The sequence below is a fragment of the Flavobacterium salmonis genome (assembly GCF_903819435.1).
Classification (GTDB): Bacteria; Bacteroidota; Bacteroidia; order Flavobacteriales; family Flavobacteriaceae; genus Flavobacterium; species Flavobacterium chungangense.
This window is the reverse complement of the sequence record NZ_CAIJDP010000090.1, coordinates 218,064-243,265: the sequence shown is the minus strand read 5'-3', so window position 1 is coordinate 243,265 and position 25,202 is coordinate 218,064. Positions and strand designations below refer to the sequence as shown.

The following is a 25,202-nucleotide window of genomic DNA, read 5'->3' as shown; positions in this document are numbered from 1 at the left end:
TCTAATTTCGACCTTTTTTGATATATAAATCTTTGTAAATAAGAATTATCGTTATGTCCATTGGGACAAATCTTTTCGATATGTTTTTCTTTGGCAGTGAATTTTTGGATCAAAGTTTTTCCATAGTAAATGAATAGCATTGTTTTCTAATAGTTCAGGTGTTCTGATACAATTTTGAATTCCTTTTTCGGAGAAAGTTTTATAATATTCATCAAAAATAATCGCTGTAACTCCTTTGTTTTGATAGTCCGGATGTACTCCGATAAGATAAAAAACAACGTCTTTACTATGTTTTCGTGCTTTTAATAAATGAAGAAATCCAAATGGAAAAAGCTTGCCTTTTATCTTTTGTAGTGCTTCTGTAAAACTAGGCATTACGATGCTGAAAGCAATTAATTTATCATCTTTATCAACAACAAATTTGATATATTCCGGGTTAATGAAACTAATATATTTTTTTTTGAAATATTCTTTTTGGACATCGGATATCGCTACAAATGAAGCTAACTTTTCGTAAGATTCATTAAATAAATCAAACATTTTGTCAACATGTGGCATAATGTCTTTCGTCTTTGTAAAAGTTAACGATTTTAAGCCATATCTTTTTTTGATGAGTTCTTGTGCTTTCAGGAAAAATTCTGGTTTTACATTTGAAAACGGAAAAATACTTTCAATGTATTCTTTCTCGATCTGAAAACCTAACTGTTCAAAATGGGTGACATAATAAGGATTGTTATACCAGGTAATCATTGTTCCTATTTGATCAAAACCTTCTGTTAGAACTCCTACTTTATCTAAATTTGAAAATCCCATTGGGCCTTCCATGTGTTCCAGGTTGTTTTGTTTGCCCAGTTCATGCACTTTTTCCAGTAAAGCTTTAGTTACTTCGATGTCATCTATAACATCAAACCATCCAAAGCGAACTTTCTTTTTTTGCTGGTTGTTGACTTCTGCCCAATTAATAATGGCTGTAATTCGTCCTGCAATTTCATTGTTTTTATAGGCGATATAAAAATAGGCCTCTGCATTATCAAAAGCTGGGTTTTTCGTCTTGTCAAAGGACTCTAATTCATCTGCAATAATAGGAGGTACCCAATATGGGTTATCCTTATATAAAGCAAAAGGAAATTTAATGTATTCGGTTAATTCCTTTTTTGTTTTGGCTTCTTTAATTGTAATCATTAAACTTGTTTTTATTATTTTAAGAAATTAAAAGGATTTGAAAAAAGCTATTTTTTTTTCTTCTCATATTTTGCTTTTCTTTTGCGCTCTTTTTCCTGATAGTCTTCTTCTTTTTGCGTTTTTTCGAGTGCCTCTTGTTCTTCTTTTGTAAGTTTATCTTTCTTATCCTTTTTAGGCTTTTTGGGTTTACCTACTCTTGTTAGTTCTTCTTTATGTTTGTCATCATAGCGTATAGAAAAACCAATTCCACCGTAAAGTAATGAAGGAGTATTTTTTAAATTTTTGCTTATTGATGCATCAACCTGTACGTTTCTTGATAATAAATAAGCTGCTCCGCCTCTTACGATTAGATCGCTATATAAATCGCTTTTATAAGCCTGATTTTCTACAAAACCGGACCATTTACTGTTAAAACCTCTTGTTAAAGTTAAAATGTATCCATATCCGGAGTTATCAGTACCTATATAATCTGCAATAATATTAGATACTAATACCCATCTTCCATCACCAAAATGATTTTGGGTCATCAACATTATTTTTGGAGAAAAGCCGGATTCATTTGAATAAAAATTGAGTGTATTTGAATTGTATGCATAGGGATTATTTTTATAAACAAAATTAGCTCCTGCAAAGATTGAAACTGCAGGAATTAATTGGCGCCATTTAAATTTTTTACTTGGGCCGTAACTGTAAATATTAACATCACCTTTATAGTTTTTGAAAGGATCATAAATTAAATATTTAGCACCTAAATTAGTCTGCTTAAAATTACTTTTCTTAAAACTGGTTACCGGTGTTGTGAAGGTTTCATTTTGATACTGAATATCTGCGATAAATTCCAGCTGTTCTAAAAAAAGACCCCAGCGAAGTGTGAAATCAGTTCCAAAACCAGTAGCTTCATAATTCTGTACATCATGTTTTTCATTTATGCCATACAGACCAACTTCAGCCTGAATTACGGATTTTCCAACAGAGAAAGCCGACATGGTTTCTCCTGGGCGATTTGAATTTATAACATCTGTATATTGTGCAAAAAAGTATTGTGGGAATAAAAATAGGCAAGCTATCAAAAAGTTTTTAATTTTTAACATATATGTATTTTTTGATTAAAAAGTAATAACGTTTTCAAATGTACTATATTTTATTATTTATTTAAGATTGATATTTTAATTTTGAACAATGGTTTTATTAATTTTGAAAAAAATTAAACGATTATGCAAGAAGCATCATTTACAGGCTTAAGAATTATCATAGGTATTATAGCTTTTTATTATATTTTTAAATTTTTAGCCAGAATCTTTTTGCCTGTTCTTGTAAAAAAAGCGGTTGAAAAAGCAGGAGAGAATTTTTCTAGACAACAACAATATAGTCAGGACAATACATGGCAAAAAACGCAAGTCAATAATGATGAAATAATCATTAATACGACTAATGCTAAAAATCCGCGCGAAACCAAAAAAGTGGGCGATTATGTTGATTACGAAGAAATAGATTAAGTTTGTACCCTGAAATAATCAGGATTCATCATTTAACCAAACCAACCTAAATTGAAAATAGTAAATAAGTTCTATCCGCATGCCCTTGTTATATTGGGTTTTATTTTAGTTTCCCTAATTTATTTTTACCCGGTTTTACAGGGAAAACAAATTTTCCAATCCGATATTGCTCAATATACCGGAATGGCAAAAGAACAAAATGATTTTAGAGCTGTTGAAAAATCAGAGCCGTATTGGACAAACTCTGCTTTTGGAGGAATGCCGACTTATCAGTTAGGAGCAAATTATCCAAATGACTTTATAGGTAAGTTAGATGATGTTTTGCGTTTTTTACCACGTCCTGCTGATTATTTATTTTTATATTTCTTAGGTTTTTACGGTTTGCTTTTGGTTTTAAAAACAGATCCTTTAAAAGCATTTATTGGTGCAATAGCTTTTGGTTTTTCAACCTATTTAATTATAATTCTTGGGGTTGGTCATAATGCAAAGGCACATGCAATTGCATATATGCCTTTGGTTATCGCAGGTTTTATATTAGTTTTTCAAAAAAAATACATTTGGGGAGGACTGCTTACCATGTTTGCGGTTGCATTAGAAGTGAATGCAAACCATTTTCAAATGACTTATTATTTATTAATTTTCCTTCTTATACTTTCAGGGTACTATACTTTTCAATTCATTAAAGAAAAAGAATATAAAGGATTTTTAACCTCAATTGGTGTTTTGGCCATTGCCGGAATTTTAGCAATTGGTGCAAATGCTACTAATTTATTAGCTACAAGTGAATATGCTAAGTTTAGCACGCGTAGCAATAGTGAGTTAACTTTTAATCCCGATGGATCTAAGAAAACCAATGAAAATGCCTTAAGCCGTGAATATATTACAGAATACAGTTACGGAATTGCTGAAAGTTTTAATCTTATTGCACCAAGACTTTTTGGTGGTTCTAATCATGAAAATGTAGGAACTGACAGCCGTATGTACTCATTTATGACCGAGCAGGGAGTTCCTTCTACACAAGCACAGGATTTTGTGTCAGGAATGCCTACTTATTGGGGCGACCAGCCTATTGTAGCTGCTCCTGCTTACATCGGTGTTGTGGTTTTCTTTTTAGGTATTTTAGCATTGTTTATTGATGACAGAAAAATAAAGTATGTATTCCTAGGAGGAGCATTATTTTCATTAGTGCTTTCCTGGGGAAAAAACTTCTCATTATTAACTGACTTTTTTATTGATTACGTTCCGATGTACGATAAGTTTAGAGCAGTTTCTTCGATTCAGGTTATCTTGGAATTATGTTTTCCTGTTTTGGCAATTATGGGATTGCAATCGTTTTTTAAATCAAAAGAAGAGCCTAAATTGCAGCAAAAAGCACTTATCCAAACTGGTGTTTTTGGTTTGGGAGTCATTATAATTTTAGTATTTGCAAAAGGATTTTTCCATTTTTCAGGAAGCAGTGACAGTTACTTTTTAGAAAGTTACGGTCCTGGGTTTGTTGATGCTTTAAAAGAAGACAGAATGACTTTGTATTCTGCGGATTTATTACGTTCAGGATTTTTTATTGTAGTGACTTTTGGGATTTTATGGCTCTTTATCAAAAATAAACTGGCTCAGAATACTACTTTAATTATCGTTGGCATTTTAATGGTTTTTGATTTGTTTTTTGTAGATAAAAAATATGTTTCAGCAAAAGATTTTGTGAGTCCGGTTGAAATTGCAGCTCCATTTCAGGAAACCCCTTCAGATGCTCAAATTTTAAAAGATACTACGCATTACAGAGTTTTCGAAGTAAACGGAAATATGTCAAGTGCCCGGGCATCTTATTTTCATAATTCATTAGGAGGATATCATGCTGCTAAACCAAGAAGAATCCAACAGTTATTTGATTATCAGATTGCAAAAAATAACATGGAAGTTTTGGATATGTTAAACGTAAAATACATTATTCAGACAGATAAGGAAGGAAAAGAATTTCCAACAGTAAACCCAAATACAAATGGAAATGCCTGGTTTGTGAGTACTGTAAAACTTGTAAATAAACCAGATGATGTGATGAAGGCGTTGGATCATATTGATACCAAAAGAGTTGCGGTTTTTAACGTTCATGAACATGAAGCTAAATTTAGAAGTGCCCGATTAAAAAAACAATGGGATACAACCGGAACAATAAAAGTAATTCAATACAAACCAAATTATATCAAATATCAATCGGATAACGGAAAAGACGGCTTAGCTGTTTTCTCTGAAATGTATTATAAAAATGGATGGAATGCTTATATCGACGGTCAATTAACAGATCATTTTCCTGTTGATTATGTTTTAAGAGCTATGGAAATTCCGGGTGGAAAACATACTATCGAATTTAAATTCGAACCTCAGGTTATTAAAACGGGTAGCAGTATTACACTGGCAAGTTCAATTGGTATGTTATTGTTTTTAATTGGAGGAGTTTATTTTGAAAAATTTTTTCGCAAAGATTCGCAAAGAAATCACGGAGATACTCAAAAATAATTTAAAATCTTTGTGATACTTAGTAGATACTTTGTGGATCTCTGTGGAATTGGAATATGGAACAAAAAAAGCTCTTAATAATAACTTATTACTTCCCGCCAGCTGGAGGGCCTGGTGTACAACGCTGGCTCAAATTTGTAAAATACCTGCCGGAATTTGATGTACAGCCAATCGTTTATGTTCCGGAAAATCCAACTTATCCAATTGTTGATGAAGGTTTGGTAAGTGAAATTTCAGATAAAGTAATTATTCTTAAAAGTAAAATCTGGGAGCCTTATCAATTGGCTTCAATCTTTTCAAAGAAAAAAACAAAAAAAATCAGTTCCGGAATTTTCCCTCATAAAAAGAAACAGACTTTTTTAGACAAAACTTTTCTTTGGGTACGAGGTAATCTTTTTATTCCGGATGCACGTGTTTTTTGGGTAAAACCTTCTGTGTCTTATCTTGAGAAATATATTAAGGAGAACAATATCGATACAATTGTTACTTCCGGACCGCCACACAGTTTGCATTTGATTGGTTTAGAATTAAAAGCAAAACTAAATGTAAAGTGGTTTGCAGATTTCCGTGATCCCTGGACGACTATTGGTTATCACAAGGCATTGCGTCTGTCAAGTTATGCGTCTAAAAAACACAAGCAATTAGAGCATAAAGTTCTCAATTCAGCAGATACTGTTATTGTAACCAGTAAAACCACTAAAACAGAATTTCAGGCAATAACCAATAAGCCTATCTCAGTGATTACAAATGGTTATGATGTTGAAAGCGTAGAGAAGCAGGTTTTGGATACCAAATTTACTCTCGCTCATATTGGTTCCTTTTTATCAGATCGAAACCCAAAGTTTTTATGGGAATGTCTTGTTGAATTGTTAAATGAAACTTCTGATTTTAAATCGAACTTAGAGATTAAGTTAATTGGTGCAGTAAGTCAGGAAGTACTTGATTCAATCGTAGAATTTAAACTAAATGATTATTTGAATCTTATGGGCTATGTGTCGCATCATGAGGCAATTGCGCATCAAAAAAAATCACAGGTTTTGCTTTTAATCGAAATTAATTCTGAAGATACCAAGAGCATTATTCCGGGGAAATTATTCGAATATATGGTATCTAACCGTCCAATAATTGCAATTGGTCCTCAAGGGTCAGATTTTGCTGATATCATAAAAGAAACGAATACAGGAGTATTTTTTGATTATTCTGAAAAAGCGAAATTAAAAAGTGTAATTTTGGACCTTTATAATCAATTTTTGGAAGGAAACCTAAGGGCTAATGGAGTTGGTTTACAGCAGTATTCAAGAAAAAATCTAACCAGGCAATTAGCACAATTGATTCGTTAAAATATCAATTTTAAAAAGAAATAACAATTTCAAATATTATAAGAAAGTAGAATAGCAAATCAAAAATCTACAATCTAAATCCTGCAGTCAAAAAATGGGTATTGTCTTAAATCAGTCTTTCAAAAACACTATAATCACTTATATAGGTTTCGGTATTGGAGCTATTAATACACTTTATTTGTATCCCATTTATTTGGGTGCAACTTATTATGCATTAACAAATTATATTCTTTCGGCAGCAAATGTTATTATGCCCCTGTTTGCCATCGGGATGCAGAATACCTTAGTTAAATTTTACTCACAATATAATACTGAAGAAGAAAGAGAACAATTTTTATCTTTTACAGCTTTATTTCCGGTATTGATGTGTATTCCTTTGGGAATAATAGGAATCTTTTTCTTTGATGATATTACGGCTTTTGTTTCTAAAGAAAATCCCGTAGTCAAAGAATTCATGCTCTTAATTCCATTTATTGGAATTTGTATGGCCTATTTTGAAATATTTTATGCATGGGCAAGAGTTCACATGCATTCTGTTTTTGGAAACTTTATCAAAGAAGTAGGTTTGAGGTTGTTTTCCAGTTTTGCCTTAGTTGGATTGTATTTTAAATGGATTTCATTGGTTGAGTTTGTTTATTTAACTGCTGCGATTTATTTTGTAGCCTTTTTGATAACGATGTTTTATGCCTTTTATATCAAAAGACCAAATTTTCAAATTACAATTCCCGAAAACGTAAAAAGTGTAATGGAATATACTTTTTATATTATTTTGTCCGGAAGTGTTGCCAATTTGCTTTTAGATGGCGATAAACTCATGCTAAATCAATACATGGAAATCAAGAATATTGCTTATTATTCTGTTGCAACCTATATTGCTTTGGTTATTTCGGTTCCAAGTCGGGCCATGCATCAAATTGTATATCCGATTACGGCTAAATTAATGCACGAAAACAAACATGACGAATTGAATATTTTGTATAAAAAAACATCCATAAACCTGCAGATTGTGGGAGGCTTTGTAATGTTATGTATTTTTGTGAATATTAACCAGTTGTATGAAATAGTTCCTGACGAATACAGAGGCGGAATTCCGGTAGTTTTTATGATAGGTTTGTCTAAATATTTTGATTTGATTTTAGGAAATAATAATGCTATCATTTTTAATACAAAATATTACAAAACTGTATTGTTTTTAGGACTAGGTTTAGTGGTGCTGACATTTATTTTAAATGTAATTTTCATACCGCTCTACGGCATTATGGGTTCTGCATTTGCAACCTTATTGTCTATCACTTTTTATAGTCTGGCCAAACTGCTGTTTGTTGTAAAAAAACTTCATTTGTATCCTTTTACAAAACAAAATTTATATTCACTGGCTGTTACAACAGCTTTGTTTTTAGCTTTTTATTTTTGGGAATTTCAGGTTTATCCTTTAATTGGAATTGCTTTGAAATCCATTTTTGTCACGATTTTATATCTGTATCTAAATTATAAATTTACTATCTCACCAGATATCAATAAGGTTATGGATAGTCTTTTAAGAAAAATTGGTGTTAAGATTTAGTAACGTTATTTAAACACTGATAATTAACTAATGTATTTTAGGTTTTTTTTTCTATTGAAACAAATCAGGCGATTTAGAAAATAAAATTACTTTATTTCGCCTCATATATTAAAAAGTGCTCTTTAGATAAAATTTTGGATATTGATTATAAATAATAATTTCAAGTCATCATTTTAATATATTTAAAAAATATTCATAATATTTTAAATATAATTAATTGAAAGATGTTAAAATAAATAGTTGTTTATTTTCTATTTTATTGAATGAAAACTAGCATTATGTTTTTAAATTAATAACGATTCTTCTTTTCTGTTGAAAAATTATTTGTAAATCACTAAAAGTGGGTATTGTTAAGCGGGTTTTGATTGTGTATTTTTGTTATAGTAAGTTTAGAAATTAAGTCACATTAATTTTAATTTAATGATTATGAAGAGCAATCAATTCACCCAGGAAGAAAGTTTACGAGTATTTTCCAATATGATTTCGAAAAAGGTTCATAAAGGATTTGTGCTTGAAGAGCGTAATGACAAAATGCTTTTTGCTGTACTTTCAAAAGGAGGAAAAGCTGTAAATCATGGATTCAATTTTATAATTTTTTGTTTAACATTAGGTTTGTGGTCTGTTGCATGGTTATATCTTACAATAGAAGCATCAAAACAAAAAAAGATTTTAGTTGCTATAGATGAAGATGGCGTCCCTTTTGAAGAAAGATGTTTAGTTGCTTAGCAATTAAAAATGATTAAAAATTTTAGCCACGAATTATTTCATTACAATCAAGTAAAAGAAGTAATTCGTGGCTGATTTTTTTAGTTTAGTTTATCCTTGAGGTAAATTCCTGTTATTGATTCTTTTATTTTTACTATATCTTCAGGTATTCCGGTTGCTAACAAATAACCACCATTTTCTCCTCCTTCCGGACCCAAATCAATAATCCAGTCAGCGCATTTTATAAGGTCAAGATTGTGTTCAATTACAATAATCGAATGTCCTTTTTCGATTAAGGCATCAAATGAAGCTAATAATTTTTTGATGTCGTGAAAATGTAATCCTGTTGTTGGTTCATCAAAAACAAATAAAGCTTTATCTTTAGTAGCCCCTTTTACTAAAAAAGAGGCGAGTTTAATACGCTGTGCTTCACCACCGGAAAGGGTAGAAGAAGATTGCCCCAATTGAACATATCCTAAACCTACATCCTGTAGCGGTTGCAGTTTTTGAGTGATTTTGGTTTGTTTATTTTTTTCAAAAAAAGCAATAGCATCATCGATAGTCATGGTCAGAATATCATTGATGTTTTTTTCGTCGAAATTAATTTCCAGAATTTCTTTTTTGAATCGTTTTCCTCCACAGGTTTCACATGGTAAAGAAACATCGGCCATAAATACCATTTCGACATTTATAGAGCCTTCTCCCTTGCAGGTTTCGCATCGGCCACCATCAACATTAAAAGAAAAATGTTTGGCCTGATAACCTCTTATTTTGGATAGTTTTTCTTTAGCATACAAATCACGGATATCATCATAAGCTTTGATATAAGTAACAGGATTAGATCTCGAACTTCTTCCAATAGGGTTCTGATCCACATATTCAATATGCTTAATTTGAGAAAAAGAACCTGTTATGTCGCTAAACTGACCCGCTTTTTCGGCAGCACTTTCCAGTTTTTTTTGCATGGCCGGAAATAAAATCTTTTTGATTAGTGTACTTTTTCCACTTCCTGAAACTCCCGTAATTACTGTTAAAACATCTAAAGGGAAAGTAACATCAATATTTTTTAAATTGTTTTCTCTTGCGCCAATGATATCAATATGATTTTTGAATTTTCTTCTTTTTTTCGGAACAGAAATTTCTAAATCACCATTCAGATATTTAGCGGTAAGAGATTCAGATTTTAAAATTTCATCATAAGTTCCCTGAGCAACCAAATTTCCTCCAAAAGTTCCGGCTTCTGGACCAATATCAATAATCATATCTGCAGCTTTCATAATATCTTCATCGTGTTCAACCACAATTACGGTATTGCCTAAATCACGAAGCGAAAGTAAAACTTTGATCAGTCGTTCTGAATCTTTTGGGTGCAAACCAATACTTGGTTCATCGAGGATATACATCGAACCAACTAAACTGCTTCCCAGAGAGGTGGCTAGATTAATTCTTTGTGACTCTCCTCCGGAAAGACTTGCTGAGTTTCGATTTAAAGTAAGATAATCCAAACCAACTTCCGTCAAAAATGATAGACGATTATTGATTTCGACCATTAAACGTTTGGCAATTTGCTGTTCGTAAATATCTAAATCAATGTTTTTGAAAAAAGTAACCAGATGTTTAATTGGTAAATCGACTAATTCTGAAACTGTTTTACCATTTATTTTTACATACGAAGCTTCTTCACGTAATCGTTTTCCGCGACAAGCATAACACTTAGTTTTTCCTCGGTAGCGCGACAACATGACACGATTTTGAATCTTGTAGTTTTTCTCTTCGAGTTCTTTAAAAAAATCGTTTAATCCCTGAAAATACTGATTTCCTTTCCATATCAAATCTTTCTGATCTTCTGTAAGTTCGAAATAGGGTTTATGAACAGGAAAATCAAATTTATAAGCATGTTTCACAAATTCATCTTTATACCAGCTCATGCTTTCTCCCCTCCAGGGATAAATAGCGCTTTCAAAAACAGATAATGATGTATTGGGTACCACTAAATCTGCATCAATGCCAATAATATTTCCGTAACCTTCACAGACAGGGCATGCACCATAAGGATTATTGAAGCTGAATAAATGGACATTTGGTTCAAGGAACGTAATGCCGTCTAATTCGAAATTGTTTGAATATGTATATCTCTTATCAGAACTTAATTCCTGAAGATAACAAATTCCCTTTCCTTCAAAAAATGCAGTCTGAACAGCATCTGCCAGTCTATTATAGAATTCTTCTTCTTCTTTTACGACAATTCTGTCAATGACCAATAAAATATCTTTATTGTCTAATTTGTGGATATCCGTTGGTGTAAATTCATCCAGACGGACCATTTCGTTGTCGACTAATATACGGGCAAATCCTTGTTGTAAAAGAACTTTAAGCTTGTCTTCGAGCTTACGTCCTTCTTCAAGATGTATAGAGGAAAGCAATAGCCATTTGCTGTCTGGATCGAAATTTTTAACATCTGAAACGACATCAGTTACGGTATTTTTTTTTACTTCTCTCCCTGATATTGGTGAATAAGTGCGGCCAATTCGAGCATATAAAAGTTTGATATAATCATAAATTTCAGTAGAAGTTCCTACAGTAGAACGAGCATTTGTAGTGTTTACTTTTTGCTCAATAGCAATTGCCGGAGCAATTCCTTTTATGTATTCTACTTTTGGTTTATCTAATCGGCCTAAAAATTGCCGTGCGTATGATGATAGACTCTCCACATAACGTCGTTGTCCTTCGGCGTATAAAGTATCAAATGCCAGACTTGATTTTCCTGATCCGGAAAGACCTGTAATAACCACAAGTTTATTTCGCGGGATTGCAACATCTACATTTTTTAAATTATGTACCTGAGCTCCTTTAATGATAATATTATGTTTTGGGTCGAGTGTAGAAAGATCAATTTGCATAAAAAAAGTCAATTTGTACAAAAGTAATCAATTTAGAATTTAGTTTTGTTAAGGTCGTTGTTCCAAATTTTAACTAATTATTCCAAAATTATCATGTTTTGTTAAGGAGATTTTTTATTAAAATTTGTTGGTTTGATTTAATAAGCTATTTTAGAACTGCTTTATAACAAACTAAACCACAATACATTTGAAAACTAAACTTTCTATACTTTGTTTTTTGATAGGTTTTGCCCTGTTTTCGCAGGAATTACCGCCAATTGTAAAATACCCCTCAACTTTGTATGGCGCTGGAAATCAAAGCTGGATGATTTCGCAGGATGAACAAAATAGAATTTATTTTGCGAATAATGAGGGGCTTTTAGAATACAATGGAACCAATTGGGAGTTATATCCAACTCCAAACGAAACCATAATGCGATCTGTAAAAGTGATAGACAATAAAATTTACACAGGTTGTTATATGAACTTTGGTTACTGGATCAGACAATCAAAAGGTAAATTAATATATATTTCTCTAAGTGATACCATTAAAAATAAAATTCTCGATGATGAACAGTTTTGGAATATTTTAAAATATGATCAATGGATTTTATTTCAGTCTCTTAACAGAATTTATATTTATGATACAAAAACAAAAAGCTTCAAAATTATTTCGCCTCAAAATGGGGTTTTAAAATCTTTCAGTACCAAAAATTCGATTTATTATCAAACCATTAATGAAGGTCTTTTTGAAATAGAAGGAGGAAAAGGAAAATTGATTTCCAATAATCCTATTCTGAAAAAACACACCATTGTCAATGTTTTTACTCTTGATGATTGTTTGTTGATTCAGACACAATTACGCGGATTTTATAAGCTTACCAGAACAGCTTTAACACCCTTTTCAACAGAAGTTGATGCACAATTAAAATCTGGTTTTGTTTACAGTAGCCAGAAACTTCACGATGGGAGTTATGCATTAGGAACGGTTTCTAAAGGAATCTTCATTTTATCAGATACCGGAAAACTAAAATATCATATTCAGCAAAGCAAAGGATTGAGTAATAATACCGTTTTGTCTTTGTTTGAAGATAAAGATCAGAATGTTTGGGTAGGCCTTGATAACGGAATTAACTGCATCAATCTGCAAACGCCTGTGCATAGTTTTACAGATGATACCGGAGTCCTGGGTACAGTGTATACTTCAATTACATATAACGGGATGTTGTATGTGGGAACAAATCAGGGGTTGTTTTGTAAAAAATATCAAAGTACAGATGATTTTCAGTTCATAAGCGGAACTAAGGGGCAGGTATGGTCTTTGTTTGAATATGATAATACACTTTTCTGCGGCCATGATTCGGGAACTTTTATTATAGAGAAAGCATCGGCAAGAAATATCTTTTCTGGTTCAGGAACATGGAAATTCGAACAGGCACCAAATAATAAAAATGTATTGCTTCAGGGGAATTATTATGGAATTTCGGTTTTAGAGAAAATTAATAATCAATGGATATTTAAAAATAAAATTGAAGGCTTTAATTATTCATCGCGTTATTTTGAAATTACTCAAAATCTGGAAGTCTATGTAAGTCATGAGTACAAAGGGATTTTTAGATTTAAACCTGATAATTCTTTTTCAAAAGCAAAAGATTTTTACGCCTATTCCTCTCCTAAGAAAGGAAAGAATGCAAGTTTAACCAAATTTAACAATGCAATTTACTATGCTTATAAAGATGGAATTTTTAAATTAAATTCAGTTACAAAAAAATTTGAAAAAGACAAATTACTGAGCTCTATTTTTGAAAAGGATGAATATACTTCGGGAAAACTAATAGTGGACCAGTCTAATAAAATCTGGCTGTTTTCTAAAAATTACATTCATTATTTTTCTGCCAGTAAATTAAGTAATCAGTTAAAGCAAAATATAATTCCAATTCCATCCTCTTTGACTAATTCAATGTCAGGATTTGAAAATATTACTCAAATTTCAAAATCAACCTATTTAATTGGAACCACAGATGGTTATTATACGCTTAATATTGATGATTTAAGTTTTAAAAACTATACGATTTTTATTTCGGATATTTTGATCAATAAGCAAAATCAAACTTTAAAAAATGTTGCTTTAAATGATGAAGGAAGTTTTAAGGCAAATGAAAATAATATCACCTTAAATTACACGGTTCCAGAATATAATAAATATATCAATTCTGAGTACCAGTATTTATTAGAAGGTTTTCAGAATGAATGGAGTGAATGGAGCACAAAATCTTCAGTGAATTTTAAAAACCTGTCTCCGGGAAAATATACTTTTAAAGTTCGTGCTAAATTTGCCAATACACTTTTGCAGAATATGGCAACATATACTTTTATAGTTTTTAAGCCTTGGTATTTAACTAATCTGGCTTGTTTTATTTATTTATTATTATTTGTTGTTATTGGGTATTTTATCAATAAAGCCTATCGCAATTTTTATCAAAAGCAAAAAGAGAAACTTATTGAAGAAAATAATCTTTTATTAGAGATAAAGGAGCTTGAAAACGAGCAGCAATTAATGAAACTTAGAAACGAACAATTGTCTCAGGATGTTGATAATAAAAATAGACAATTGGCGGTTTCTACAATGAGTTTAAATAGGAAAAATGAACTTTTGGCTTTTATTAAAGAAGATCTGAAGAAGACTACGCAGAATGATGATAAAAATATCAAATCGGTAATTAGAACAATTAATGACAATATTACCGAAGAAGATTCATGGAAAATTTTTAAAGAGGCTTTTGATAATGCTGATAAGGACTTTTTAAAAAGAATTAAACTGATTCATCCCTTACTTACTCCCAATGATTTGCGTCTTTGTGCTTACTTGCGATTGAACCTCTCATCAAAAGAAATTGCGCCGTTATTTAATATTTCGGTTCGAAGTGTTGAAATAAAAAGATACCGTTTACGTAAAAAAATGGATTTACAACATGAAGTTGGTTTAGTCGAATATATTATGGCTGTATAGTAAAGCCAGATTTTCGTTAAAATAACTATACATTACCTCAACATTAACCTTTTCTTGTGTTTTTTACACTTATTTTGTTAAATAAATTAATATTTAAAGTTTATTAGTAAATAAAGGTCTTTTTTGAAGTATGTGTATTTTTTTGTTTCTTTTTTTATAATGTATGTTTTTTGTTGAGGTTAATTTTGTCATTTTCGTAAAGAGAACGAATAAATTAGCTTTCAATAAAAACTAACTAATCATGAAACCAAAATTATTATTAATGGCATTGTTGCTGTTTACATCTTTTGCGTTTTCGCAGGCTTTAGATGTAAATGGTACTGTGTTGGATGGCTCAGGTATGGCACTGCCAGGAGTGAATGTAAAAGTTAAAAACTCGTCACAAAGTACTACTACAGATTTTGACGGATCTTTTAAATTATCAGGCCTCTCAAAAGGAACCCTAATTGTTTTAAGTTACATCGGTTTTCGAACTCAGGAGGTTTCTGTATCGGGTAACAAAATAACTGTCAAAATGAGCGATGATGCAAAATCATTGGAAGAAGTTGTTGTTATTGGTTATGGTACACAAAAAAAGAGAGATCTTACAGGATCAGTAGGTTTAGTTGACAGCAAAACAATTGAAGCTTTAAAGCCTGTAAAAGTAGAGCAAGCTCTGCAAGGAACTGTTTCAGGAGTAAATGTAACGAGTCAATCGGGTGCCCCTGGTGCGGGATTAGATATTCGTATTCGTGGTATTGCTACTAATGGAGAAAACAAACCGGCTGCTATTATTGATGGTTACATAGGAGATTTAAGCTTGTTGAACCCTAATGATGTTGAAACGATTACGGTATTGAAAGATTCGCAGGCGGCTATCTACGGAACGATTGGTGCAAACGGTATCATTCTGATCACCACTAAAATGGGGAAAAGAAATACAAAAGCTAAACTTGCATACAATACTTATACTGGATTTCAGGAAACATCAAAAAAGCTACATACCTTAGATGCTACAGAATACGCTCTTTTACTAAATGAAAGTTATGCTAACGGTGGAAAACCACTTCCTTATCCAAACGTGACTGGTTTAGGAAAAGGTACAGACTGGCAGGATGAAGTTTTTGGTAAAGGAGTACCCATTATCAGTCATGACTTAACTATTTCAGGAGGATCAGAAAAAATAAACTATTCTGTTAGCGGATCGCATCTTGATCAGGAAGGAATCGTTGGAGCAGATAAATCAGGATTTTTAAGAAATACTGCAAGAGTAGCCGTAGGGGGTGATGTAACGGATAAATTAAAATTTAAGACTAACGTAATTTACACTCATTTTACAAGAAAAACATTAAATGAAAACGGATTAGGATCTGTCTTATTTAATGCTTTGAATATTCCTGCTACAATTAAACCATATGATGCAGATGGAAACTTTACAGTTATACCGCTTAACGGTTTAGGAAACGAAATTATCAACCCTTTAGCCCAAATTGCGAATACTTATAAAGATTATAATTATAAAAAAATTAATGGAAGCTTTGGTATAGATTATAAAATTTTTAAAGATTTTGTCATAACAAGCACAATTGGTTTTAATACTTCAAACAGTGAATCAAAAACTTTTGGAAAAGAAATTAGTTATGGAGGTAAAGTATTTGATGTAAAACAAAGCTCAGTAACTCAGGGAGCTGTAAATGATAATGATTATTCATTTGATCTTTACGGTACTTATACAAAAAAAATAGGTGAAAGTCATAATGTAGCCGGAGTGATAGGGACAACAATTTACAAAACCTGGGGTAACGGACTTTTTGCAACGGGTTATGATGTGCCTTACAATTCATGGGAATTTGCTGATCTTAAATTAATATCAACCATATCAAAAGTTTTAAATAACAGTTCTTATAATTATGATGTAAGAAGGTTATCTTATTTTGGAAGATTACAATACGATTTTAAAGGTAAATATTTACTTTCTGCTATCATAAGACGTGATGCTTCTTCGAGATTTGGTCCGGCAAATAAAGTAGCATATTTTCCTTCAGTTACAGGAGGTTGGGTCGTTTCTGATGAAAAATTCTTTGGAGAACAAAAAATGATTAATTTCTTAAAATTCAGGGCCAGTTATGGTAGTTTAGGAAATGATCAGATTGGAGATTTTACTTATTTAGGTCAACTTACAGGAGAAGCAACTTATGTTTTTAATGACGAATTGGTTAGTGGCAGGGCGGAAGGTATCTTGCCAAATCCGAATGTGAAATGGGAAACAGCTAAGAAATTTGATGTTGGTGTTGACATGAAATTATTAGATAATAAAGTTTCGCTGGTAGCAGATTATTTTATAGATACCAGAAAAGATTTATTAATCCCCGGTATTGCAGTTACCGGTACTAGTGGAATAGGTGCTCCGGGTGCTGGTGCTCCAACAATAAATGCCGGTACAGTAAGAAATTCAGGTTTTGAATTTGCTGTAGATTACAAAGAGAAATTTTCTGACACTTTTTCTATGAGCGTTGGATACAATGTCACTTTTCTTAAAAATGAAGTGCTTGAAGTAAATAATGCCACTCATTATATAGAAAGAGGCTCGTTTTCTGTGGGTCAGCTTGCACCAACCAGAATGGAGGAAGGGAAGCCAATTGGATATTTTTATGGATATAAAACAGATGGTATTTTTCAAAACCAGGCAGAAGTAGATGCACATCCGTCTCAGCTTGCTTTAGGAGCAAATGCTGCTCCCGGTGACTTGAGATTTGTAGACGTTAATGAGGATGGTGTGATAGACAGCAAAGACAGAACAAATATTGGAGATCAGATTCCTGCGGCTACTATGGGATTTAATTTACAGATGAATTATAAAAATCTGGATTTTGCAGTTTACACTTATGCATCTTTAGGTAATGACTTGATAAGAAACTACGAGAGAAATCTTTCTGATGTCAATCATTTAGATTACGTTTTAGACAGATGGACAGGTGAAGGAACCTCTAATTCTACGCCAAGAGTTACCACAGGTGCTACATCAAATAGTGTCTTTTCTGATTATTATGTAGACGATGCTTCTTATTTGAGAATACAAAATGTACAGTTAGGGTATACATTAGATCCTAAAATTGTACAAAAAGCAGGTATTACAAAACTTAGATTATATGTAGGGGCAAACAATCTTTACACTTTTACAAAGTATAAAGGTTTTGATCCCGGAGCATCTACCGGAGATCCAATTGCCGGAGGAATTGATTACGGGTTTTATCCAATACCAAGAACTTATCTTTTGGGATTAAATCTTAACTTTTAATTGTTATCAAAATGAAAAAATATACACACATATTTCTTTTAACAGGAATACTGTTTTCGACAGTTTTTATTTCTTGTTCGGATGACTTTGTAGAAACTACACCACAGTATTCTATAGATTCAGAAAACTATTTTAACTCAAAAAGCGATTATGACCAGGCATTAGTGGCCGCTTATGATATACTTCAATCTACATATGTAAATGTTTTATTAGGAGAAATTGCATCCGATAATACTTTGGCCGGAGGTGAAAGTCCTACAGACGTAGTGGGGTTTCAACAAATAGATGATATGATTCATACACCGGTAAACAGCAATTTGCGCGATATATGGAATTGGATGTTTGCCGGAGTGCAAAGAACTAATTATATCCTTGAGTTTAAGGATAAAACTGATTTTGAAGGGAAAGCACAACTTCTTGCAGAAACCCGTTTTCTTAGAGCATACTACCAATTTGAATTAGTTAAGTGGTTTGGAGGTATACCAATGAAGGGAGATGCAAGGTTTAAATTAGGAGATGAAACGAAAATTCCACGTTCGTCAGTAGCAGAAGTATATTCCTCAATAGAAGCTGATTTAACTTATGCTGTTGCTAATCTGGCTCCAACAACTACTCAAAAAGGCAGGATTACAAAAGGTGCAGCTCAGGCATTATTAGGAAAGGCTTATTTGTATCAAAATAAATTTGCACAGGCAGCAACTACACTGGAAAGTTTAATAAGTTCTTCTCCTTATTCTTTAGTAACAAATTATAATTTATTGTTCGAAATGGAAGGTGAAAATGGACCGGAATCTATTTTTGAAGTGCAATATACAGATATTGAAGGTGCAGGGTTTGGATGTTTGCAATGTAGTGAAGGAAATGTAGCTGTAGGTTTTAGCGGAATACGTGGTTATGAGGGACCTTTGTTTTCGCCTGGTTTTAGTTTTAATGTTCCAACTCAGGAAAGTGCCGACGCTTTTGAAGTTGGTGACAGACGTAAAGACGTTGCTATATTAGATATTGCAGCCTGGTCAGCAGCAAATTCAGGTGTTAAATATAGTAAAGGAAACGAGGACACTGGATTTTTTAACAGAAAATATTTGCCAAGAAAGAGAAGTGCCAATGCCGCCGGAGATTTGAATTTGACTAATCCGAATAATTACAGAGCGATTCGGTATGCGGATGTTCTTTTAATGGCAGCTGAAGCTTACAACCGTGGAGGAATTGATGATGGTAAAGCGAGAGGATATCTAAATGAAGTTAGAAAACGTGCTTTTGGTGATACAAATCACAATATTTCTGCTTCAGGAGCCGCATTAACCGATTTTATTCTGGCAGAAAGAAGACTAGAGCTTTTTGGAGAAGGACATCGTTTTTTCGATTTAGTGAGAACAGGAAAAGCAGTAGGGAAAATTCCCGGTTTTCAAGCTAATAAAAATGAATTATTCCCAATTCCAATTGAAGAAATTCAGTTCTCAAATGGAAACTGGCAACAAAATCCCGGATATATTAAATAACATCAATTATGAAAAAAATATATTTTATTATAAGTTTTTTCGTTTTGACGATCCTGATGGGTTGTGCAAACGATGACAACAATATTGATCTGGATGGTATAGCTGCGCCTGAAAACATATCGGCTTTGACCACAGTAACACAAGATAATTCAGGTAAGGTTACTTTTTTGCCTAAAGGCGAGGGAGTAACACAATATAAAATTGATTTTGGTGACGGAAGTGGACAGTCAGATTATTTTTCTTCTGGTGCAAATGCATCACATGTTTATAAAGAAGGGGTTTATACTGCTAAAATCATAGCGATGGGATTAAATGGTATAACCACTGAAGTAGCTCAGCAGGTAATAGTTTCTTTTAAGGCTCCTGAAAATTTAGTAGTTGTGGTAACGAATGATTTGTCAGTTTCGAAAAAAGTAATGGTTAAGGCAAGCGCAGATTATGCTTTGTTTTATGATGTTTATTTTGGGGAAGCAGGAAAACCGGATCCAATTTCGGCAAATAATGGCGAATCAGTTTCGTATACGTACAAAGATGCGGGAGTATATACAATTCGTGTTGTTTCAAAAAGTGCTGCAATTAAAACCACTGAATATAGTACTCAGGTTACTGCAAAACTTGTTCTTAACCCAACAACTGCTGCGCCAACTCCGCCAAACAGACAGGCGGGAGATGTAATTTCTATTTATGGTTCAAAATATACCAATGTTGCAGGAACTAATTATTTCCCTGATTGGGGTCAGGCGGGACAAGGCAGCAGCTGGGCAGAATTTGATCTGAACGGAGATAAAATGTTGAATTATATAAAGCTAAGCTATCAGGGAATTGCTTTAGCAGATGGTACATCAATAGATGTTTCTGGTATGGAATATTTGCATATGGATGTCTGGACAGCAGATTTACAGAAATTAGAAACATCCTTGATTAATGTTGGGCCTTCTGAGAAGCCTGTTACAAAGGATCTTACGGCAAATCAATGGACAAGTATTGATATTCCAATTTCGGCATTTACAAGTCAGGGATTGTCAGTTGATAAAATTTTTCAGTTGAAATTGGTTGGGACCCCTTGGGCTGGCGGAACAGTATTTATCGATAATATTTATTTTTACAAAACAGCTGCTCAGTCAGTGCAATTGCCTTTGGATTTTGAATCTGCTGCCTTAACATATGCATGGGGAGGTTTTGGAGATGCAGGTTTTGGACCAATTCCTGTTTCTGTAGTAACAAACCCTGATAAAACGGGCGCTAACATTTCTAACAGAGTAGTTAAAATTGAGAAAACATCCGGAGCTCAGGTTTGGGCTGGCGCGAGTCTGAACTTAGAAAATACAATTGATTTTACTAAAGGAACTACTGTAAAACTAAATGTGTGGTCTCCTAAAGTCGGGGCTGATATTTTATACAAAATGGAAGTGTCGACATCACCAAAAGACGGAAACGGAAATCCAACTGTTTTTTTCGAAGCACATGCAACAACCACAACAGCCAATGCATGGCAGGTACTAACTTTTGATTTGACGACAGCACCAGGTTTTAGTACTGCCAATAAATACGACAGGATAATTTTATTCCCGGACTTCGGACAAATGGGAACAGGTTCTGTGTATTACTTCGATGACATAAAACAATCCAATTAAAAAAAGAAATCATGAGTAGAAAAATAATCATAAAAATAGTATTCTTATTTGCGATTCTCCTGATGACGGGTTGTCAGAAAGATGATTACGCATTTGGAGATATTAATGCTCCAACAAACATACAGATAACTGCTGAAATTGTTGGAAAAACAGCCGCAGAACCTTATGGGGATGGATCAGGAATCGTAAAACTTGTAGCCACTGGAGAAGATGTTATTTCGTATAAATATGTATTTAGTGATGGAACTTCAGAAAATTCACCTAGTGGTCATTTTGATAAACGATTTACTAAAACGGGCGTAAATAAATATATCGTTACAGCTATTGCTTACGGAAAAGGAGGTATAGCTACTAATACTACAATTGAGGTTGAGGTTCTAAGTAACTTTAGCGATCCGGATGCAGTTAATTTCCTGACTGGAGGAACGTCAAAAAAATGGTATTGGTCAGCTTCTGAGCCTGGGCATTTAGGAGTGGGACAAAATGATGGTGATGCAACGAAAAATTATTATGCGAACTATTATCAGGCAGCTGTTTTTGAAAAAGCAGGATCTCCGGCCAGTAGTTGTTTGTATGAAAACGTATTGACTTTTTCTTTGGATGGAGAACAATTAAAATACGAGTTGGATAATGGCGGTTCAACCTTCTTTAATGCTGCTTTTGCAAGTGTGGCAGGAGGGAGTTCACCAGATGATGCTTGTCTGGCATACAATGCAGGTGGGGTAAAAAATGTATCCCTGAGTCCGTCAGAATCTGTAGTAACTAAAAATCCTAATCATGCTACCCAAACAAGAGGTACCATGTTAAATTTCTCTGATGGTGGTTTTATGGGCTATTACATTGGTCAGAGCTCTTACGAGATCTTATCTATTACGGCTAACAGGATGGTAGTGAGAGCTGTTATGGGGGGCAATCCTGCTTTGGCATGGTATCATGTTTTTACAACAACAAAACCAACTCAGGTTCCCGATACAAATGTAGATTACACTAATTTAGTCTGGTCTGATGAGTTTAATACAGATGGTGCTCCTGATACAGCAAAATGGGGGTATAATTTAGGAACTGGAGATAATGGCTGGGGAAATAATGAAAAACAAAATTATACTAATTCTGTTACGAATGTAATTGTGCAGGGTGGAAGCCTTAAAATTACTGCCAAGAAAGAATCTTCGGGAGGTGCAGCTTATTCATCTGCGAGATTAGTAAGTGACAATAAATTCAAATTTACTTACGGAAAAGTAGAAATCAGGGCTAAACTTCCAATAGGTGCCGGAACCTGGCCTGCAATTTGGATGTTAGGTCAAAATTATGCAACGAAGCCATGGCCTGCCTGTGGAGAAATTGACATCATGGAGCATGTAGGGAACAATCAAAATGTTGTACTTGGGACATTGCATTATCCTGGTCGTTTTGGTGGCAGTGCTGACTCAGGAAGTAAAACAATAGCAAATGTTTCTACTGAATTTCATGTATACAAAGCCGTTTGGAGTCCAGTCTCCATAAAAATATACGCAGATGAAACACTCATACATTCAGTTGCGAATACGGCTTCATTACCATTTAACAGCGATTTCTTTTTAATATTAAACGTTGCAATGGGAGGAAACCTGGGAGGAAACATTGATCCTGCTTTTACACAGTCTTCTATGGAGATTGATTATGTAAGGGTTTATCAATAAATAATTAATTAGTAAAAATGAAAATTGGAAGGTCAGTTTTGCTGGCCTTCTTAATTTCTTAATTTAAAAAATATTGAGATGAAAAAAGTAATGTTGCTTTTTATGATTAGTAGTTTTTGCATGGCGCAGCAAGTAAAAAGAAAACTGATTTGGGAAGAAAATTTTAATAAGAAGATAAATGAATCTGTCTGGAATTTTGAAGTCGGTGACGGATGCCCAAATCTATGTGGCTGGGGAAATAATGAGAGACAAATTTATACCAAAACGAATCATCAAATAAAAGAAGGTAATCTGATTATTGAAGCCCGAAAAGAAGGAGAAAAATATACTTCTACAAAAATCACAACTAAAGGAAAGAAAGAGTTTCTTTATGGACGGATTGAAGCAAGAGCTAAACTACCAGTTGGTCATGGCTTGTGGCCTGCATTTTGGATGTTAGGTGCTAACATTGATGAGGTAAAATGGCCAAAAACAGGTGAAATTGATATTTTAGAATATATTGGCAGAGATCCGCATATGGTTTACACAACCCTGCATACTCAGGATAGCCACGGAAATACAATTAATACCAAAAGAACAGAGTTCTCAAATATAGAAGAAGGCTTTCATGTTTATGCTATTGAGTGGAATAAAGATAAAATTGATTTTTTCGTTGATGAAGGTTTAGTTTATACATTTCAGCCTGAACTTAAAAATGAAGATACATGGCCTTTTAATAAACCGTTTTACATCATTATTAATTTAGCCATTGGGGGAAATTTTGGAGGACCAGCAGTTGATGATACAGTTTTACCTCAAAAATTTTATATTGATTATGTTCGTGTTTATGAATAATATAAAATAATTACTATTAAAAAGAGAAGTGTAATTTGTTTATAATAAATATTTTAGATAGCTATACTTCTTTTTTTAACTGTTAAAACATTCCAATTATTTAAGATTTGGAAGCACTTTGTCGATAAAATTTAAAATTAATTGATATTATTTTGAATTTTACTATTAATTAATATTCTAATAATTTGCTTTATAAAATAAAAATTTGTTAAATTTGGACACATATTAACAAACAAAAAAAGACAAGCCTATACAATAAAATTACTTTTTAGAAAATTACTCCAAATTTTAAACAAAACTAAAAAAGTAGTATTATGGCTGATCTGCATATTCCTGACGCTCTATTGGTTAAAAATTATGTTGAAGGCAATGAAAATGCTTTAGCAACATTAATAAAAAGGCACGAGTCTAAAATATATGGATTCATATATTCTAAGATTGCCGATAGAGATATTTCAAATGATATTTTTCAGGACACTTTTATTAAGGTTATTAAAACTTTAAAATCCAATTCATATAACGAAGAAGGTAAATTTTTGCCTTGGGTTATGCGTATTTCCCACAATTTAATTGTAGATCATTTTCGTAAAACCAAAAAAATGCCAATGTACAGAGAAACAGAAGAATTTTCGATATTTTCGATTATGTCTGATGATTCTTTAACTATTGAAGGTAAAATGATTGTTGATCAGGTTGAAGTTGATCTAAAAAAACTAATTCAGGAACTTCCGGAAGATCAAAAAGAAGTATTGGTAATGCGAATGTATCAGGATATGAGTTTCAAGGAAATCTCTGAACTCACAGGTGTGAGCATTAATACCGCTTTAGGCAGGATGCGTTACGCACTAATGAATTTGAGAAAAATTATAGATAAGCATCAAATTATTTTAACCAACTAATACTATTTTAGATATTGCCGCGTTATACTGGTATAAAACATTTTCATAGTATGGCGAAAATTTACTCTAAGAAAGCATTAGCTTCTAAAGACTTAAAACCAAAAAAGGAAGTCGTTTCTTTTTTATTAAGTTATTCACAAGCTTTAAAAGTTGTGAAAATCGATAATAAAAGTTTTGAGATCATAGCTAATTAAACAGCCCACTACTTTGTCGGATGTTTATTCGAAAGAAAAACCAAATGGTCGTTTTGGTTGAAAGCTCACTATTCGTATACAATACAAATAGTGAGTTTTTTTTTATTTTTAATCTCTGAGTTATCTCATTTTTAGAGCGTTGGAGATATTTGTAATACAGAATGTCTTAAAACAGGTTGTTCTTGTAAGGAATTATTTCTTTTAAAGAGACTTATGGAAAATAATTTGTATTTTATTTGTGTTTTCATTTTTTAATTCTATTTTTAGATAAAAAATAAATTGTCTTTAAAAAAAGTTGTATAAAAAAGCATTTATAATTTTAATTAAGTTAAAAAAATGATTTTTTTTGTAATATAGATGATGTTTAACCTTATAAAATTTGTTGATATGATAAAAAACTACCCTAATTTTTCTATCTAGTTTGATAAAGCTTTTAAATCCGCATTAGATTTACAAGCCTACAGTTTTGCATCTAAATGCAGCCCAAAATCTATTAACC

16 protein-coding genes are annotated in these 25,202 nt (G+C 32.7%); 13 read left to right on the top strand and 3 right to left on the bottom strand.

Features of this window, described 5'->3' with window-relative positions:
- Window positions 1–51 precede the first annotated feature (51 nt).
- Together FLACHUCJ7_RS24715 and FLACHUCJ7_RS24710 are read right to left on the bottom strand one after the other, a co-directional pair.
- A complete protein-coding gene (locus FLACHUCJ7_RS24715; RefSeq protein ID WP_078229680.1) occupies window positions 52–1,182 on the bottom strand; it encodes a GNAT family N-acetyltransferase in 1,131 nt (376 codons plus the stop codon).
- Window positions 1,183–1,229: 47 nt separating this feature from the next.
- Window positions 1,230–2,273: a transporter gene (locus FLACHUCJ7_RS24710; protein WP_031454931.1), complete on the bottom strand. Its 1,044-nt coding sequence runs from the start codon at window positions 2,271–2,273 to the stop codon at window positions 1,230–1,232.
- Between the two features lie 123 nt (window positions 2,274–2,396).
- Between FLACHUCJ7_RS24710 and FLACHUCJ7_RS24705 the strand changes: the two genes are divergently transcribed.
- From FLACHUCJ7_RS24705 to FLACHUCJ7_RS24685, 5 genes are all read left to right on the top strand, one after another.
- Complete coding sequence (locus FLACHUCJ7_RS24705) at window positions 2,397–2,678, top strand: DUF4834 family protein (protein WP_078229679.1); 282 nt, start codon at window positions 2,397–2,399, stop codon at window positions 2,676–2,678.
- Between the two features lie 51 nt (window positions 2,679–2,729).
- Window positions 2,730–5,189 (top strand): YfhO family protein, encoded by a 2,460-nt coding sequence (locus FLACHUCJ7_RS24700; RefSeq protein ID WP_180910903.1) that lies wholly within the window; start codon window positions 2,730–2,732, stop codon window positions 5,187–5,189.
- 56 nt (window positions 5,190–5,245) lie between these two features.
- Window positions 5,246–6,529 (top strand): glycosyltransferase family 4 protein, encoded by a 1,284-nt coding sequence (locus FLACHUCJ7_RS24695; RefSeq protein WP_078229677.1) that lies wholly within the window; start codon window positions 5,246–5,248, stop codon window positions 6,527–6,529.
- Between the two features lie 94 nt (window positions 6,530–6,623).
- A complete protein-coding gene (locus tag FLACHUCJ7_RS24690) occupies window positions 6,624–8,093 on the top strand; it encodes an oligosaccharide flippase family protein (RefSeq protein WP_078229676.1) in 1,470 nt (489 codons plus the stop codon).
- Between the two features lie 426 nt (window positions 8,094–8,519).
- Window positions 8,520–8,819: a hypothetical protein gene (locus tag FLACHUCJ7_RS24685; RefSeq protein WP_031454926.1), complete on the top strand. Its 300-nt coding sequence runs from the start codon at window positions 8,520–8,522 to the stop codon at window positions 8,817–8,819.
- Between the two features lie 80 nt (window positions 8,820–8,899).
- Here FLACHUCJ7_RS24685 and uvrA read toward each other — a convergent pair whose 3' ends face one another.
- Window positions 8,900–11,698: an excinuclease ABC subunit UvrA gene (gene uvrA, locus FLACHUCJ7_RS24680; protein WP_180910902.1), complete on the bottom strand. Its 2,799-nt coding sequence runs from the start codon at window positions 11,696–11,698 to the stop codon at window positions 8,900–8,902.
- Window positions 11,699–11,885: 187 nt separating this feature from the next.
- Between uvrA and FLACHUCJ7_RS24675 the strand changes: the two genes are divergently transcribed.
- The 8 genes from FLACHUCJ7_RS24675 (at window position 11,886) to FLACHUCJ7_RS24640 (ending at window position 24,703) form a co-directional block, all read left to right on the top strand.
- Window positions 11,886–14,687: a triple tyrosine motif-containing protein gene (locus FLACHUCJ7_RS24675; protein WP_230408908.1), complete on the top strand. Its 2,802-nt coding sequence runs from the start codon at window positions 11,886–11,888 to the stop codon at window positions 14,685–14,687.
- A 241-nt stretch (window positions 14,688–14,928) separates the two neighbouring features.
- Entirely contained in the window at window positions 14,929–17,964 is a 3,036-nt protein-coding gene (locus tag FLACHUCJ7_RS24670) for a SusC/RagA family TonB-linked outer membrane protein (protein ID WP_180910901.1), read from the top strand.
- 11 nt (window positions 17,965–17,975) lie between these two features.
- On the top strand, window positions 17,976–19,463 hold the full coding sequence (locus FLACHUCJ7_RS24665) for a RagB/SusD family nutrient uptake outer membrane protein (RefSeq protein ID WP_180910900.1): 1,488 nt from the start codon (window positions 17,976–17,978) through the stop codon (window positions 19,461–19,463).
- Window positions 19,464–19,471: 8 nt separating this feature from the next.
- A complete protein-coding gene (locus FLACHUCJ7_RS24660; RefSeq protein WP_180910899.1) occupies window positions 19,472–21,097 on the top strand; it encodes a PKD domain-containing protein in 1,626 nt (541 codons plus the stop codon).
- A gap of 11 nt (window positions 21,098–21,108) precedes the next feature.
- On the top strand, window positions 21,109–22,776 hold the full coding sequence (locus tag FLACHUCJ7_RS24655; protein ID WP_180910898.1) for a glycoside hydrolase family 16 protein: 1,668 nt from the start codon (window positions 21,109–21,111) through the stop codon (window positions 22,774–22,776).
- A gap of 78 nt (window positions 22,777–22,854) precedes the next feature.
- On the top strand, window positions 22,855–23,610 hold the full coding sequence (locus FLACHUCJ7_RS24650) for a glycoside hydrolase family 16 protein (RefSeq protein WP_078229670.1): 756 nt from the start codon (window positions 22,855–22,857) through the stop codon (window positions 23,608–23,610).
- 314 nt (window positions 23,611–23,924) lie between these two features.
- Complete coding sequence (locus tag FLACHUCJ7_RS24645; RefSeq protein WP_031454918.1) at window positions 23,925–24,509, top strand: RNA polymerase sigma factor; 585 nt, start codon at window positions 23,925–23,927, stop codon at window positions 24,507–24,509.
- A 50-nt stretch (window positions 24,510–24,559) separates the two neighbouring features.
- On the top strand, window positions 24,560–24,703 hold the full coding sequence (locus FLACHUCJ7_RS24640; protein ID WP_167343425.1) for a hypothetical protein: 144 nt from the start codon (window positions 24,560–24,562) through the stop codon (window positions 24,701–24,703).
- Window positions 24,704–25,202 lie beyond the last annotated feature (499 nt).

Bases quoted from the DNA above. Each gene is read 5' to 3' on its own strand.
- FLACHUCJ7_RS24715 (WP_078229680.1), bottom strand. From the start codon at position 1,182: ATGATTACAATTAAAGAAGCCAAAACAAAAAAGGAATTAACCGAATAC.
- FLACHUCJ7_RS24710 (WP_031454931.1), bottom strand. From the start codon at position 2,273: ATGTTAAAAATTAAAAACTTTTTGATAGCTTGCCTATTTTTATTCCCA.
- FLACHUCJ7_RS24705 (WP_078229679.1), top strand. From the start codon at position 2,397: ATGCAAGAAGCATCATTTACAGGCTTAAGAATTATCATAGGTATTATA.
- FLACHUCJ7_RS24695 (WP_078229677.1), top strand. From the start codon at position 5,246: ATGGAACAAAAAAAGCTCTTAATAATAACTTATTACTTCCCGCCAGCT.
- FLACHUCJ7_RS24690 (WP_078229676.1), top strand. From the start codon at position 6,624: ATGGGTATTGTCTTAAATCAGTCTTTCAAAAACACTATAATCACTTAT.
- FLACHUCJ7_RS24685 (WP_031454926.1), top strand. From the start codon at position 8,520: ATGAAGAGCAATCAATTCACCCAGGAAGAAAGTTTACGAGTATTTTCC.
- uvrA (WP_180910902.1), bottom strand. From the start codon at position 11,698: ATGCAAATTGATCTTTCTACACTCGACCCAAAACATAATATTATCATT.
- FLACHUCJ7_RS24670 (WP_180910901.1), top strand. From the start codon at position 14,929: ATGAAACCAAAATTATTATTAATGGCATTGTTGCTGTTTACATCTTTT.
- FLACHUCJ7_RS24665 (WP_180910900.1), top strand. From the start codon at position 17,976: ATGAAAAAATATACACACATATTTCTTTTAACAGGAATACTGTTTTCG.
- FLACHUCJ7_RS24660 (WP_180910899.1), top strand. From the start codon at position 19,472: ATGAAAAAAATATATTTTATTATAAGTTTTTTCGTTTTGACGATCCTG.
- FLACHUCJ7_RS24655 (WP_180910898.1), top strand. From the start codon at position 21,109: ATGAGTAGAAAAATAATCATAAAAATAGTATTCTTATTTGCGATTCTC.
- FLACHUCJ7_RS24650 (WP_078229670.1), top strand. From the start codon at position 22,855: ATGAAAAAAGTAATGTTGCTTTTTATGATTAGTAGTTTTTGCATGGCG.
- FLACHUCJ7_RS24645 (WP_031454918.1), top strand. From the start codon at position 23,925: ATGGCTGATCTGCATATTCCTGACGCTCTATTGGTTAAAAATTATGTT.
- FLACHUCJ7_RS24640 (WP_167343425.1), top strand. From the start codon at position 24,560: ATGGCGAAAATTTACTCTAAGAAAGCATTAGCTTCTAAAGACTTAAAA.